Annotated in this window: 13 protein-coding genes; 6 read left to right on the top strand and 7 right to left on the bottom strand. The window is 72.4% G+C overall.

Annotated elements, in window-relative coordinates:
* Nucleotides 1-16 precede the first annotated feature (16 nt).
* Nucleotides 17-1600 carry a S8 family peptidase gene (locus tag ACFYXK_RS18660; RefSeq protein WP_389412065.1) on the bottom strand — a complete coding sequence of 528 codons (1584 nt, stop codon included), beginning with the start codon at nucleotides 1598-1600 and terminating at the stop codon, nucleotides 17-19.
* 197 nt (nucleotides 1601-1797) lie between these two features.
* Here ACFYXK_RS18660 and ACFYXK_RS18655 point away from each other — a divergent pair, with 197 nt between their 5' ends.
* Together ACFYXK_RS18655 and ACFYXK_RS18650 are read left to right on the top strand one after the other, a co-directional pair.
* Nucleotides 1798-2913 carry a threonine synthase gene (locus ACFYXK_RS18655; protein WP_389412064.1) on the top strand — a complete coding sequence of 372 codons (1116 nt, stop codon included), beginning with the start codon at nucleotides 1798-1800 and terminating at the stop codon, nucleotides 2911-2913.
* A gap of 118 nt (nucleotides 2914-3031) precedes the next feature.
* Nucleotides 3032-3841: an isocitrate lyase/phosphoenolpyruvate mutase family protein gene (locus tag ACFYXK_RS18650; protein WP_389412063.1), complete on the top strand. Its 810-nt coding sequence runs from the start codon at nucleotides 3032-3034 to the stop codon at nucleotides 3839-3841.
* Between the two features lie 123 nt (nucleotides 3842-3964).
* Here the strand turns inward: ACFYXK_RS18650 and ACFYXK_RS18645 are convergent, their stop codons facing one another.
* From ACFYXK_RS18645 to ACFYXK_RS18630, 4 genes are all read right to left on the bottom strand, one after another.
* Entirely contained in the window at nucleotides 3965-4762 is a 798-nt protein-coding gene (locus ACFYXK_RS18645) for a trypsin-like serine peptidase (RefSeq protein ID WP_389412062.1), read from the bottom strand.
* A complete protein-coding gene (locus tag ACFYXK_RS18640) occupies nucleotides 4759-5826 on the bottom strand; it encodes an alpha/beta hydrolase (RefSeq protein WP_389412061.1) in 1068 nt (355 codons plus the stop codon). The genes ACFYXK_RS18645 and ACFYXK_RS18640 overlap by 4 nt, the downstream gene beginning before the upstream one ends.
* A 199-nt stretch (nucleotides 5827-6025) precedes the next feature.
* A complete protein-coding gene (locus tag ACFYXK_RS18635) occupies nucleotides 6026-7057 on the bottom strand; it encodes an alpha/beta hydrolase (protein ID WP_389412060.1) in 1032 nt (343 codons plus the stop codon).
* Between the two features lie 204 nt (nucleotides 7058-7261).
* Nucleotides 7262-7699 (bottom strand): MarR family winged helix-turn-helix transcriptional regulator, encoded by a 438-nt coding sequence (locus tag ACFYXK_RS18630; RefSeq protein WP_383504987.1) that lies wholly within the window; start codon nucleotides 7697-7699, stop codon nucleotides 7262-7264.
* Between the two features lie 79 nt (nucleotides 7700-7778).
* On the opposite strand from ACFYXK_RS18630, the gene ACFYXK_RS18625 reads away from it, so the two are divergent.
* Entirely contained in the window at nucleotides 7779-8789 is a 1011-nt protein-coding gene (locus ACFYXK_RS18625; protein WP_389412059.1) for an SMP-30/gluconolactonase/LRE family protein, read from the top strand.
* A 30-nt stretch (nucleotides 8790-8819) separates the two neighbouring features.
* Here ACFYXK_RS18625 and ACFYXK_RS18620 read toward each other — a convergent pair whose 3' ends face one another.
* Both ACFYXK_RS18620 and ACFYXK_RS18615 read right to left on the bottom strand, forming a co-directional pair.
* On the bottom strand, nucleotides 8820-11012 hold the full coding sequence (locus ACFYXK_RS18620; RefSeq protein WP_389412058.1) for a DEAD/DEAH box helicase: 2193 nt from the start codon (nucleotides 11010-11012) through the stop codon (nucleotides 8820-8822).
* Nucleotides 11013-11097: 85 nt separating this feature from the next.
* Entirely contained in the window at nucleotides 11098-11493 is a 396-nt protein-coding gene (locus tag ACFYXK_RS18615) for a cupredoxin domain-containing protein (protein WP_389412057.1), read from the bottom strand.
* Nucleotides 11494-11678: 185 nt separating this feature from the next.
* Between ACFYXK_RS18615 and ACFYXK_RS18610 the strand changes: the two genes are divergently transcribed.
* The 3 genes from ACFYXK_RS18610 (at nucleotide 11679) to ACFYXK_RS18600 (ending at nucleotide 13227) form a co-directional block, all read left to right on the top strand.
* The gene (locus ACFYXK_RS18610) at nucleotides 11679-12248 is read left to right on the top strand and encodes an RNA polymerase sigma factor (protein WP_389412056.1); all 570 of its coding nucleotides are present in this window, start codon (nucleotides 11679-11681) and stop codon (nucleotides 12246-12248) included.
* Nucleotides 12245-12937 (top strand): zf-HC2 domain-containing protein, encoded by a 693-nt coding sequence (locus tag ACFYXK_RS18605; RefSeq protein ID WP_389412055.1) that lies wholly within the window; start codon nucleotides 12245-12247, stop codon nucleotides 12935-12937. Before ACFYXK_RS18610 ends, ACFYXK_RS18605 begins: the two co-directional genes overlap by 4 nt.
* 107 nt (nucleotides 12938-13044) lie before the next feature.
* Nucleotides 13045-13227, top strand: coding sequence for a hypothetical protein (locus tag ACFYXK_RS18600; protein WP_389412054.1), 183 nt, complete (start codon nucleotides 13045-13047; stop codon nucleotides 13225-13227).
* Nucleotides 13228-13249: the final 22 nt, after the last annotated feature.

Genomic DNA, 13249 nt, shown 5'->3' with positions numbered 1-13249 from the left:
GTTCACCCCCGGTGGGTCAGAACTGGAGCGCCCAGGAGTCGATCTTGCCGGTGTCGATGTTGGCGTTGTCGTTCACGCGCAGCTTCCACACGCCGTTGGCGACCTCCGAAGAGGCGTTGACGGTGAAGGACTTGATGATGTTGTCCGCGCTGCCGCCGCTGCGGTTGTGCAGGTTGTACACCGAGCCGTCGGGGGCGACCAGGTCGACCTTCAGGTCACCGATGTACGTGTGCTTGATGTCGACCGAAACGCTCAGCGCCGCCGGGGCGTTGCCCTGGACCCCGCTGACGGTGACCGGCGATTCGACGGTGGCGTTGTCGTTGATCGCGTAGTCCGCGGTGTTCTCGAAGCGGGTGCCCGGGTTCGGCGGGGTGGTGCCGCCGCCCACGTAGAGCAGGCGGTTCGGGGAGCCGGAGCCCGGACCGGACACCACGTTCGGGGTGGCCGCGGCCACCAGGCCGTCGCGGACCTGCGCCGGGGTGCTCGCCGGGTTCTGGGAGAGGTACAGCGCCGCCGCGCCCACGACGTGCGGCGTGGCCATCGAGGTGCCCGAGATGGTGTTGGTGGCGGTGTCGCCGGTGCCCCACGAGGAGGTGATGGAGGAGCCGGGGGCGAAGATGTCCAGGATGGAGCCGTAGTTGGAGTAGCTGGCCTTGGCGTCGGTGCTGGTGGTGGCGCCGACCGTGATGGCCTCGGCGACGCGCGCCGGGGACTTGCTGCTCGCGTCCGTGGACTCGTTGCCCGCGGCGACGCCGTAGGTGATGCCGGAGGCTATGGAGTTGCGGACGGCGGTGTCGAGCGCGGAGTCGGCGCCGCCGCCGAGCGACATGTTCGCCACGGCCGGCTTGACGGCGTGCTGGGTCACCCAGTCGATGCCGGCGACGACCTGTTCCGTCGTCCCGGAGCCGTTGTTGTCGAGGACGCGGACACCGACGATCTTGGCCTTCTTGGCCACGCCGTACGAGTTGCCCGCGACGGTGCCGGCGACGTGCGTGCCGTGGCCGTGGCCGTCCTGGGCGGTGTTGTCGTTGTCGATGGCGTCGAAGCCGTAGGAGGCGCGCCCGCCGAACTCGGTGTGACTGATGCGCACGCCGGTGTCGATGATGTACGCGGTGACGCCCTCGCCGGCCTTGTCCGGGTAGGTGTAGCTGTTGTCGAGCGGGAGCGGGTGCTGGTCGATGCGGTCCAGGCCCCAGGACGGCGGGCTGGGCTGGGTGCCCTGGGCGTCGTCGACGGTGAACGTCCGGTTCTGCACCACGGACTTGACCGCCGGGTCGGCGGCGAGCTTCTTCGCCTGCGCCTCGGAGACCTTGACGGAGTAGCCGTTGAGGGCGGCGCTGTAGGTCCTGCCGATCGTCGCGCCGTGGCGCCGGGCGACGGCCTTGCCGCTGTCGGCGGTGGAACGGGCGGCCGAGTCCTTCAGGGTCACGATGTAGCTGCCGGCGACCGAGCCGGGGGCACCGGCGTTCTCGATGACGCCCTGGGGGCCGTTGTCGGCCGCGGAGGCGGGTAACGCGGCGGCCGCGCCGAGCGCGAGGGCCACGACGGCGGTCGCGCTGATGCCGGCGAGTTTCCGGCGGGTGTGACGCATCACGGACATGTGAGGGGTCCTCCTCATAGGTGGTGCATTGCGGGGGGTGAGGCGACAGAAAGACATGGGCATGACAACCCTTTCGGGGTCTGCCGGGCTGCCGCCTCCAAAAGGTTGACCCACGCGTTCGCCCCACCACAAGAGGACGGCGAACGCGTAACATCCGTGCCATACAACGGCCATGAATGAGCAAAGGCGCTCCGCACATGACGCACGCACTCCCCGGCTACGTCTGCCCCGAAGACGCCACGCGCGCGGATGCCCGGACGGCGCCCTGGTGCTGCCCGCTCTGCGGTGGACCGTGGGACCTCGACTTCGCGCCGGATCCGGCCAGTCCGCTCGAACCGGCCGCCGGACCCAACTCGCTCTGGCGTTTCGGTTCGGTGCTGCCGCTGCCGGGGGCGTTCTCCGTGACGCTGTCGGAGGGGAACACCCCGCTGGTCCCGCTCGGGGAGCGGATTCACGCCAAGCTCGACTTCCTGATGCCGACGCTGTCGTTCAAGGACCGCGGCGCGGTGATGCTCGCGGAGCTCGCCCGGCGGCTGGCTCCGGAGCGGGTGGTCGCGGACAGCAGCGGGAACGCGGGGACGGCCGTGGCCGCGTACTGCGCGCGGGCCGGGCTGAAGTGTGAAGTTTTCGTGCCCGAGGGCACCTCGGAGAAGAAGACGGAGCAGATGCGGGCGCACGGGGCGGCGGTCCGCGTCGTACCGGGCGGCCGGGAGGCGACGGCGGTGGCGGCCCGGGAGGCGGCCGACCTCCCGGGGGTCTTCTACGCGAGCCACGTCTTCAACCCGTACTTCCTGCACGGCACGAAGACGTACGCGTACGAGGTGTGGGAGGAGCTCGGCGGCCGGCTCCCCGAGACCCTCGTCGTCCCCGTCGGGAACGGCACCCTGCTGCTGGGGGCGGCGCTCGCGGTCGAGGAGCTGGCCCGGCGCGGGGTGAAGCCGCCGGCGCTGATCGCGGTGCAGGCGGAGGCGGTGTCCCCGCTGGCCACCGCCTTCGCGGCGGGCGCGCAGGACGCCGACCCGGTGCAGCAGCGGCCCACCCTGGCCGAGGGCATCGCGATCCCGGCCCCACCGCGGGCCCGCCAGATCCTGGCGGCGGTCCGCAAGTCCGGCGGCACCTTCCTGACGGTCCCGGAGCCGGCCCTGCGCGCGGCCCGGCGGGACCTGGCGCAGCGCGGGCTCTTCGTGGAGCCGACGGCGGCGGCCTGCTGGGCGGCGGTGGGCCCGCTCGCCCCCACCGACCCCCTCCAGGGCCGCACGGCGGTCCTCCCCCTGTGCGGAGCAGGCCTGAAGTCCGGCGCCGACGGCCTGTGAGGGGTAGGGGGGTCCCCCGGAGGGGCCGGGTCGGAGCCCCCGCATGCGGCGCCGCACCGCCCCGTACACGTCGGAAAATCGCCAGCCGGGGCCGGGTCCGGTCTGCTGAACTGGGCCCATGACCACCACCGTTGATCTCGCCCGCCGCTTCGCGGCCCTCCACACCCCCACCGCGCCGCTGGCCCTGGCCAACGCCTGGGACGTCGTCAGCGCCCGCCTCGTCGAGGCCGCCGGCGCCCCCGCCGTCGCCACCACCAGCGCCGGCGTCGCCTGGTCCCTCGGCGCGCCCGACGGGGACGCCCTGACCCGCGACCGCGCCCTCGACCTCGTCGCCCGCGTGGCCGCTGCCGTCTCCGTCCCGGTGACGGCCGACATCGAGGGCGGCTTCGGCTCCGACCCCGCCGGGGTCGCCGAGACGGTCACCGGGGTGCTCGCCGCCGGCGCGGTCGGCATCAACATCGAGGACGGCACCCGGGCCGCCGCCGACCACGCGGAGCGGGTGGCCGCGGCCCGCGCCGCCGCCGACACCGCCGGGGTCCCGCTGTACATCAACGCCCGCATCGACACGTTCCTCTTCGGCCTCGGGGAGGAGGCGAACCGCCTCGACGAGACCCTGGCCCGCGCCGCCGCCTACCTCCGCGCGGGCGCCACCGGCATCTTCGTCCCCGGTGTCACCGACCCGGCCACCGTCACCGAACTGGTCAAGGGCATCGACGCGCCGCTCAACGTCCTCGTGGGCCCCGGCGCCCCGTCCGTCGCCGAGCTCGGCGCCCTCGGCGTCGCCCGCGTCAGCCTCGGCTCCTGGGTCGCGTCGGCCGCGTACGACGTGGTCCGCCGCGCCGCCGAGGAGCTGATCGCGGGCGGCACGTACACCGCGCTCGACTCCTCCCTCCCGTACGGGGAGCTGAACGCCCTGCTCAAGGGCTGAGCCCCGGGAAGCGTGTACGCGCAAACGACCCCGGTCGGCGGTGCGGTCGTCGCGGCGGTGTGCGTGATCGTCGGCACCGAGCGCAGACGGCAGCGGTGTCCGGGGCCGGGTCCGGGGCCGGGCTCAGTCCCGCGCGGCCTGCTCGTACAGCGCCTTGGCCTTCTCGTCGAACAGGGCTGCCGTGGAGTCCACGTCCGTCTCCCCGCCGCTCAGCACCCCGATCAGCCGCCCCGGGCTGCCCGGACCGCCCCGGTCGGCGATCCAGGGGCTGCCGCTGGTGCCGGACCAGAAGCCCGCGCAGCTGATGTACAGCATCGCGGGGTCCTCCTGGTCGTGGCCGGTCTGCGTGGTGCAGGAGATGGGCTTGTTCTGCGGGTTGCGGTCCGACTCCGGATAGCCGACGACCGTCACCTCGCGCTCGTACCCGGAGGTCCAGTCGGGCTTCGGGGCCTCCTCCGCGCCGCCGACCGCCTGCTGCACGGTGCGGCCGTCCTCGTCCGGCTCGATGCTGAGGAAGGCGAAGTCGGCGGTGTCCTCGCCCCATCTGGTCCAGCGCTCGTCCACGTGGACCGCGCGGACCTTCCACACCCCGAGGGGCTGGCGGCCCGCGCCCTCCCCGGTGAAGGCGGGGGCGAAGGAGAGGTCGCCGATGGCCCGGCCGTCGGGGGCGACCGCGCCGGGCTCACCGTCCTCGCCGGCCGGGGCCACACAATGCGCGGCGGTCGCGACGACCGTGCCCTTGGGGCTGTCGACGACGCTCGCCGTGCACCAGTGCTCCCCGTTCGCCATGAGCACGCCGACGCCGGGGAAGGCGTGCACCGCGTGCGCGTCCACGTCCGTCGCCCTGAGGAAGCCGACGGCCAGCACCGCCGCCACCCCGGCGGCGGCCGCCGCCGACGCACCCTTGACGACTGCGTTCATCGCACGCCGGGGTCGGGGGTCGGTGCGAGCATGACCTTGCTGATCCACTCCAGAGCGCCCTCCCTCATACCGCGTACGTACGACTTTCCGTTGTGCTCACCATCCTGGATCACCTGGAGCTTGGTGTGCACGGGACCCTTTCCGTACTCCTTCATGAATCTCTCGGCCTTCTCGCGGCCGTTCTCCTTGGTGCCGATCTGGAAGTTGATATACACGTCCGGACCACCCTCCTTGATCAGCTTCTCGGCGAGCTTCTCGGGGTTGTTCTCGTCCATGGCCTGCGTGTTCCCCTTCCACAGCGGGGAATCGGGGACGATGTCGACCCCGCTCGCGATGGCCGCCTTGAACCGGTCGGGATACTTCAGGACGTGCTTGAAGGCACCGAATCCGCCCGCCGAGGAGCCCATGAAGGCCCATCCGTCCCGGGAGGTGAAGGTCCGGAAATTGGCCTTCGTGAAATCCGGGACGTCCTCGGCCATCCAGGTGCCCATCTTGGGCTCGCCGGGGATGTCCGAGGCGTCGAAGTGGTGCTTGGTGTCCGCGTTGTGCACCGGCATGATCAGGATGAAGGGCAGGCTCGTACCCGCCTTCGCCCCGTCGCTCACGGCCTTCTCGAGGCCGAGGCCGGGTCCCGTCCCCCAGTAGTTCGTGGGGTAGCCCCGGCCGCCGGGCAGGGAGATCAGAACCGGGAAGGCGCTCTTGGCGTACCTCGGCTCGTCGTACTCCTTGGGGACCCACACCCACACGTCGCCGGTGAACCCCGACTTCGCGCCGGTCAGGGTGGTCCGGCCGATCTGCGTGCCGTCGGGCAGCCGGTAGGTCCGGACGAACTCGGACTTCGGCCCGGTCGGCATGCTCACCCCCTGCCGGATGTCCTCGGCCGCGGCCGACTCCTGCACCTTCCCGAAGGAGACCGGATCCCCTATGTCCGAGAAGAGCCCGTATTTGTACGCCGCAGCGCCGCCGCCGGCGGCGAGCGTGAACGCCAGCGCACCGCCGATCAGAAGCCTGCGCAGGCGCTTGGGGCGGCGACGGCCCGTGGTCAGCGGACCTTCCTCGGTCATGAGGTCGCCGTCACCCTGAAGCTGGTCATGCTGCACGGATTTGTCCCGTTCCTTCTCCGGCGCTCCCGAAGAGCGCGGGTCGGACCGATCGGTCCCCCTTACACCCCTTACAGAGGTGTCAACGATCGGATGGGTTGCCTGGGACCGGCGGGACGTGGCCTGCGCCACCCCGATCCCGGGCTCCGTACGAACGGCCTGGTCAGCCGACCTGGGGCTGCGGCCCCTTGAGCACGTTGCTGATCCACTCCAGGGAGCCTTCCTTCATGCCCCGGACGTAGTGCCAGCCGTTGTGCTCGCCGTTCTGGATGTCGCGGATGGTCATCTTGACGGGGCCCTTGCCGTACTGCTGCTGGAACTTGGTCATCCGCTCCTTCCCGGTCTCCTTGGTGCCGACCTGGAAGTTGACGTAGACCTCGGGGCCATTGCCGTCGATCAGCTTCTGCGCGAGCTTCTCGGGGTTGTTCGCGTCCATCTCGGCCTGGTGGCCCTTCCAGAGCGGGGAGTCGGGAACGATCTCGCCGCCACTGGCGATCACGGCCTTGAACCGGTCCGGGTACTGCAGGACGGTCTTCATGCCGACGAAGGCGCCGGAGGAGGAGCCCATGAAGGCCCAGCCGTCGCGGGACTTGTACGTACGGAAGTTCGCCCGGGTGAAGTCAGGGACGTCCTCGGCGATCCAGGTGCCCATCTTGGGCTGGCCGGGGATGTCGGCGCCGTCGTAGTAGTACTTGCTGTCCGGGTTGAGCACCGGCATGATCACGATGAACGGCAGGCTGGTGCCGGCCTGGACGCCCTCGCTGATGGCCTTCTGGAGGCCGAGGCTGCGGTCGGCCCAGTAGTTGCTCGGGAAGCCGTTGCCGCCCGGGAGGGCGATGAGCACCGGGAAGGCGCTCTTCTCGTACTTCGCCTCGTTGTACTCCTTGGGCGTCCAGACCCAGACGTCGCCCTCGAAGCCGGACTTCGCGCCCGCGACGCGGGTCTTCGCGATGACCGTGCCGTCGTCGAGCTTGGCGGTCTGCTTGAAGTCGGACTTCGGACCGCTCGGCAGGAGTACGTCCGGATCACCGGTCGGGGTGGGCGAGGCCGACGGCGCGGCCGGGGACGGCGTGCCCGGGTCGGGGGCGGCGGAGGCGGGGGCCTTGCCGAAGCTCACGGTGTCACCGTTGCCGGAGAGCCATTCCAGTTTCCAGGCTGCGAAGCCTCCGCCGCCGAGCAGCAGCACGAAGGCCACGGCGGCGGATATCCATATCGCCCGGCGGGAACGCCGGGGCGGGTCTTGATGCACGAACTTCGCTCCGAACGGTCATGACTGCCCCAGGTCGGGACAGAACGGCTGGGTTCCCATGAGTCCTGATGTGCGAATCCCACGGACAGTTCCAAAACCCGGCAAAAACATGGTCGGAACCTCACGTGCCCGGAACCCCGACGGCACATTTCACCTCTGGGCGTCGAGCGCCTCCGCGCACCGCCCCAGCAGGCTGATCAGCTGCTCCCGCTCCTGTGCCGAGAACGCGGCGGCGAGCGCCCGCTCGACCCGTACGGCGCCGGCGTCGGCGAGCTCCATCGCGGCCCGGCCCTCCTCCGTGAGCCGGGTCTCGAGCACGTTGCGGTGCCATTCGTGCGGGGTGCGTTCGATGAGCCCGCGCTCCTGGAGGTTCTTCAGCACGGTGTTCATGGTCGGCGGCGTCACCCCGCACAGCCGGGCGAGCGCGGCCGCGGAGATGCCCGGCTTCTCGGAGAGCCAGAGCAGCGCGGCGTACTGCGGAACCGTTACTGCGGCGGGCTTGAGCGCAGCGTTCTTGGCCGCGACGAGCGCCTGCTCGGCGCGCTTGACGTGCGAGCCGATGCGCTCCTCGGGAGGCATGGAGGTCATCCCCGCATCCTAAGGCCCTTGCAAGCATTAGAGCTCTAACCTATCTTCGTGTTCACCCACACGGAAGAGGACACTTGCTGTGCTGAAGAAGCTGCTGCCCGCCACGCTCCTGACCCTGACCACGGCGCTCACCCTGGGCGCGCTCCCGGCCGTGCAGGCGGCACCGGCTGCTTGGGCCGCCTCCTCGGCCTCCGCCCCGGTCTCCGACAGCCGGATCTCGACGGCCTTCACCCTCCCCGGCGAGAAGGTCTACCCCGAAGGCATAGCCACCGACCCCCGCAACCACACCGTCTACGTCGGCTCGTACGCGGACGGCACCGTCTACCGGGCCCGCCCCGGACAGCGCACCGCCGAGGTGTTCCTGGCCGCCGGCGCCGACGGCCGCCACACGGCGAACGGCCTGCGCGTCGACGCCCGCGGCCGCCTGTGGGTGACCGACTCCACCTCCGGGGTCTCCGTCTACGACACCGCGTCCCGCAGGCGCCTGGCCCACTTCGAGGTCGCCGGGACCGGCGGGCTCTTCGTCAACGACCTGGCCATCACCCCGGACGGCACCGCCTACCTGACGGACAGCGTCCGCTCGGTGATCTACCGCGTCACCCCGGCCCAGCTGGCGGCCGGCTCGGGCGCGCTGCTCCCCGCGTACGACCTGAGCGGGCACCTCACCCCGTCACCGGCGGGCAGCTTCGCGCTCAACGGCATCGTCTCGGACCCGGCGGGCCGCTTCCTGCTGGCCGTGGACATGACCGCGGGCGACCTCCACCGCATCGACCTGCGCACCGGCGCGATATCCCGCGTCGTCCTCCAGGGCGGCGACCTCACCCACGCCGACGGCCTCGACCTCGCCCCCGACGGCACCCTGCGGGTGGCCCACAACACCACGAACACCCTGACCCGGTGGCACCTGAGCCCCGACGGCACCCGGGCCCGGCTGACCCGGACGATCACCGACCCGTCCCTGCAGATCCCGACCACGCTGAGCCGCACCCCGGGCCGCACGCTGGTGGTCCGCTCCCAGTTCGACAAGGGCGGCCCCATGGGACCGGGTACGCCGACGTCCTTCACGGTCGCCTCGGTCCGCGACTTCTGACCCTTCCCGACGGCGCCGGGGCGTCCGCCGTCAGCGGGCGGCGCCGAGCCGCGCCTGCTCCTCCTCGACGATGCGCCGGGCCAGCGAGGTGTCCGAGACGTCGACCGCCTCCGGCGCCGATTCCGCCACCACGCTGCGCCGGGCATACGCGTCGAAGAGCCGCGCCTTGCGCTCCAGCACCTCCAGCATCCGCTGGTCCACCCCGTCCGTGGCCAGCAGCCGGTGCACCCGTACGGCGCGCACCTGGCCCATCCGGTGGGCGCGGGCCACCGCCTGCTGTTCCATGGTCGGCTTGACCTGTGGCTCGCAGAGGATCACCACGGACGCCCCCTGCAGGTTGATCCCGATGCCGCCCGCCTCGATCTGCGCGAGCAGTACGGCGTGGCCGGCCGCCGCGCCGAACCCGTCGACGAGCCGCTGGCGGCGCGCGGGCGGCACGCTCCCGGAGATCGGCCCGAAGAGCCGGCCCCCGTCGCGTCCGCCGCACCCGTCGCCGCCCGGCGGCCGGCGGCCGAGCGCCTCCTCGACCGCCCCGAGCACCTCGCGGAAGGAGGAGAACACCACGACCTTCAGCCCGTTGGCGGCGGCGTCCGCCACCAGCTCGCGCAGCCGTTGCAGCTTCGCCGACTTCTCCGGCTCCGCGTACGCGGCCCTGCGCATCGCCATGAAGTTGCCGGCCCGCACCGCCGCCCGGTAGGCGTCCCGGTCCGCGGCGCTCAGTTCCTCCCACTCGTCGGTCCACTGGAGCCCGGGCAGCTCGGCGAGTACGTCGCGCTGGTTGCGCCGCAGGTACGCGGGCGCCACCGCCTCGCGGAACGCCGTGGACCCGGCGACCGCGTCGACGTCCCCGATCCCGCAGACCGCCTCGGGCTGCAGGATCCGTACGAGACTGCGGAACTCGGAGACCCGGTTCTCCATCGGGGTGCCGGTGAGGAAGAGGACGTACGTGCAGCGGGCGGCCCAGGCGGCGACCGCCAGGGAGCGCTGCGCGCGCGGGTTCTTGACGTGGTGCGCCTCGTCCACGACGAGCATCCCCAGCTCTTCGGCGGCGAGTTCGGGGAATTGGGTCAGCGCCTGGAAGGTCGTCACGGCCACCCCGCCCTCCCCCCGCCAGTCCGCGAAGGCGTCGTGCCGGCCGGGGCCGTGCAGGGCGACCGCCCGCAGGGTGCTGCGCGCCTCGATCTCGCGGGTCCAGTTGATCAGGACGCCTGCCGGGCAGACGACGAGGAAGTGGCGCTGCCCCTGTGCGGCGAGGTGCGCGAGGGCCGCGAGCGCCTGGATCGTCTTGCCCAGCCCCATCTCGTCGCCGAGGATGACCCGCCGCTGGGCGAGGGCGAAGCGGGCGCCGAAGGACTGGTACCCGCGCAGCGAGACCCGCCGGTGCGTTGCGTCGAGGTCCTGGGCGCGGACCCGTTCGGCCAGCGCCTCGGGCAGGAACCCCTGGGCGGCGGCCGGGTCGAGGCCGCTCCCGGCGCGCTCGGTGATCTCCGCGAGCAGCCCGTAGTACTCGGCGGAGCGCAGCTCGAAGTCGACCCAGGCGGCCGCCTCGTCGGCGGGGCCGCGCAGGAGGTCGACCGAGGCCTGTCCGAGCAGTACGGGCACCCCGCCCCCGGCGGCCTGCGCGGTCAGCCGGCGGATCTCCCCGACGGCGGCCAGGGCCCGCTCCCGCCGCTCCCGTCCCGCGAACCACATCCGCAGCCGGCCTGCGGCGGGCCCGGCGTCGGCGAGCAGCGGCCCGAGCCCGGCGTCCAGCTGCCGGGCCGCCGCGACGGCCCGGCGGGCTTCGGGGCCGGCCTCGACGAGCAGCCGGAGGGCGGTCACCAGGGCGGTGGTCCGGGGTTCGGGCCGGTCCACGTCGAGGTGCACGGCGACGGTCTCCCCGACGGCCTCGGCGAGCTGCCGGGCGGCGCCGAGCGCCTGGTCGGCGGTCTGCTGCCCGACGCCGGGGATCTGCCGCAGCCGGTGGCGTCCGGCGTCCAGGACCTGCTGCACGGTGTCGAACCCGGCCGCCTCGATCGCGGCCACCCGCAGCCGCCCCTCGGTGACCTGGGCCAGCCGGTCGACGGGGATCCGCCGCAGCTCGAGGCGGGCCAGCTCCGCGTGGATCGGCGCCCAGGCCTCCCGTACGGCTTCGACGGCCCGGCGGTGGTCGGCCAGCAGCGCGCCGGCCGCCGCATGCAGCCGCCCGCCCGCGTCGATCGCCTCGGCCGTCCTGTGCCGCATGCCCCTCCCCTCGCCCGCTCCCGCCGACTGCGCCCGGCCGCGCCGGGCAACGACTGCACGCAACCTACCGCCGCCGGCGGGACGCTCAGTAACCGTTCACGGCGCCGCCCACGGTGATCTCGGTCTTCATCCCGAGGTCCTTGTGCCCGTCGACGGGGCAGTAGAGCTCGTACGTACCGTCCTTGAGGGTGATGTCCAACGTTCCGCTCTCCCCCGGTGCCAGGGTCTTGGAGCGCTGCTCACCGCCCGGTCCCTCGACCTCCAGCGCGTGGTCGTGGTGGCCGGTGTTCTTGACCGTGAACGAGTAGGCCCCGGCCGTGAACGTCTTCTGGGACAGGGCGATGTGGAAGTCGCTGAGGTCCGCCGTGACCTGCGTCGCGGCGGGCGCGGGCGGGGAGGACGGCGACGCCGGGCCGTTTCCGGCTCCGTAGCCGCCGCCCCCGCAGGCGGCCAGCAGCCCCGCGAGCGCTCCGGCCGCCATCCCCATTCCCACGCGAGTGGTTCGGGTGGTGCGTGTCCTTGTCATGGCAGGGATACGGCTGACCGTCGCCCGGGGATTGCGGACGGGAACACGGGCCGGGAGAGGAGGAGAATGAAGGGGTGCTTCCGCGTGAACCCGAACCAATCCATTCGGGGAGGCCGAACGTATCCACTGATGTGCAGAGAATGGGCCTCCCGCTCGGGCGTGCGCCGGACGAAGCACTGCTGTCGGGCCTGGCGACGGGTGATCCCGAGATCGCCGTCGCGTTCGTCCGCCGCTTCCAGCGCACGGTGTTCGGCGTGGCCATCGCCGTCGTCGGAGATGCGCAGCTCGCCGAGGACATCGCCCAGCTGACGTTCGAGCGGGCGTGGCGGCACGCCCAGGTCTACGATGCCCGCCGCGGTTCGGTACGGACCTGGCTGACGGCGATCGCGCACCATCTGGCGATCGACGCGGTCCGGGCCCGCCGGGCCAACCCGGTCGCCCCCGAGGACCTGGACGCCCTCCTCGACATCGTGACGCAGACCCCCGAGCAGCAGGCGCTCGCCGCCGAGACGTCGGCCGGGATACGGACGGCCGTGGCCGCCCTGCCCCGGGAGCAGGCGCGCGCCCTGGTGATGGCGGGGATCTACGGGATGACCGCGCAGCAGGTCGCCGACATGGAGCGGATCCCGCTGGGGACGGCCAAGACGCGGATCCGGACGGCCATGCACAAACTGCGCAGGACCCTGGGGGCCGAGGAGATCCGGCGATGAGCGAGATGACCTGCGAGCAGCTGAGGGAGCTCGACGCCGAACTGGCGTTGGACATCCTTCCGGCCCGGGAGCGCGCCCGTGCGGTCGCCCACCTGGACCGTTGCCCCGGCTGCCGGGTGCACATCGAGCAGCTGGCCCTGGTCGGCGACGGGCTGCTGGGCCTGCTGCCGGGCACGGAGCCCCCGGTCGGCTTCGAGAGCCGCGTCACGGCCCACCTCCAGCCGGCCCCGCAGCAGCCTCCCCCGAAGCCCGCCCCGGCGCGGCGCCGGCTGCTGCGGCCCCGGGTCGCGGCCGCGGCGGCGGCCCTGGCCGTGGCCTGCGGCTTCGCCGGCTGGGCGGCGGGCGCGGCCATCGAGCAGGCGTCGGGGCCCCCGTCCCCGACGGCCGAGGCGAACGCCCAGCTGCTGCAGGCGCCGCTGATGGCGGACGGCGGGGAGGTGGGCCGGGTCTTCGCCCATCCGGGCCAGCAGGGCTGGGTGTACATGTCGGTGGACCTGGAGAAGCCCGCCCCGGAGGTCAGCTGCGTACTCGACAACAAGGACGGCACGACGACCCGCCTCGGCACGTTCTCCCTCCAGGGCGGCTACGGCTACTGGGTCGCGGCGGCCGACGTGAACCCCACGAAGCTCGCGGGCGCCAGCCTCCTCACCCCGGACGGCACGCTGCTCGCCAAGGCCAACTTCGCCTGACGCTCACGGAGAGCGACCGTCCGAAATGCGGGAGTCACCACCCGGTGCCAGGGTGGTGGTCGTCCCCAGTGGACGTCCCCTCACCCTCTTCGAGGAGCGAAACCGGCATGGTCAAGAAGCAGCCGCCCCAGGACAAGGCCAACAAGCTCAAGGAGCAGGCCAAGCAGAAGATGCAGGAAGCCAAGAGCCAGGCGAAGAACCCGGACCGCAAGTCCGAGGACATGGACATGGACATGGACATGCCCCAGGACCGGCCCCGCCCGTCAGGCTCCTCCGAGTCCCTGCGCTAGCGGCACCGCACGGCGCGCCCGG

The organism is Streptomyces sp. NPDC002209 (assembly GCF_042890265.1).
Lineage (GTDB): Bacteria > Actinomycetota > Actinomycetes > Streptomycetales > Streptomycetaceae > Streptomyces.
The sequence above is the reverse complement of the archived record's forward strand: the minus strand, read 5'-3'. Positions and strand labels throughout refer to the sequence as shown.

Excerpts from the sequence above, each read along its gene's own strand:
- ACFYXK_RS18645 (WP_389412062.1), bottom strand. The coding sequence starts at position 4,762 with ATGAACGCAGTCGTCAAGGGTGCGTCGGCGGCGGCCGCCGCCGGGGTG.
- ACFYXK_RS18610 (WP_389412056.1), top strand. The coding sequence starts at position 11,679 with ATGGGCCTCCCGCTCGGGCGTGCGCCGGACGAAGCACTGCTGTCGGGC.
- ACFYXK_RS18640 (WP_389412061.1), bottom strand. The coding sequence starts at position 5,826 with ATGACCGAGGAAGGTCCGCTGACCACGGGCCGTCGCCGCCCCAAGCGC.
- ACFYXK_RS18660 (WP_389412065.1), bottom strand. The coding sequence starts at position 1,600 with ATGTCCGTGATGCGTCACACCCGCCGGAAACTCGCCGGCATCAGCGCG.
- ACFYXK_RS18615 (WP_389412057.1), bottom strand. The coding sequence starts at position 11,493 with ATGGCGGCCGGAGCGCTCGCGGGGCTGCTGGCCGCCTGCGGGGGCGGC.
- ACFYXK_RS18655 (WP_389412064.1), top strand. The coding sequence starts at position 1,798 with ATGACGCACGCACTCCCCGGCTACGTCTGCCCCGAAGACGCCACGCGC.
- ACFYXK_RS18600 (WP_389412054.1), top strand. The coding sequence starts at position 13,045 with ATGGTCAAGAAGCAGCCGCCCCAGGACAAGGCCAACAAGCTCAAGGAG.
- ACFYXK_RS18630 (WP_383504987.1), bottom strand. The coding sequence starts at position 7,699 with ATGACCTCCATGCCTCCCGAGGAGCGCATCGGCTCGCACGTCAAGCGC.
- ACFYXK_RS18605 (WP_389412055.1), top strand. The coding sequence starts at position 12,245 with ATGAGCGAGATGACCTGCGAGCAGCTGAGGGAGCTCGACGCCGAACTG.
- ACFYXK_RS18620 (WP_389412058.1), bottom strand. The coding sequence starts at position 11,012 with ATGCGGCACAGGACGGCCGAGGCGATCGACGCGGGCGGGCGGCTGCAT.
- ACFYXK_RS18650 (WP_389412063.1), top strand. The coding sequence starts at position 3,032 with ATGACCACCACCGTTGATCTCGCCCGCCGCTTCGCGGCCCTCCACACC.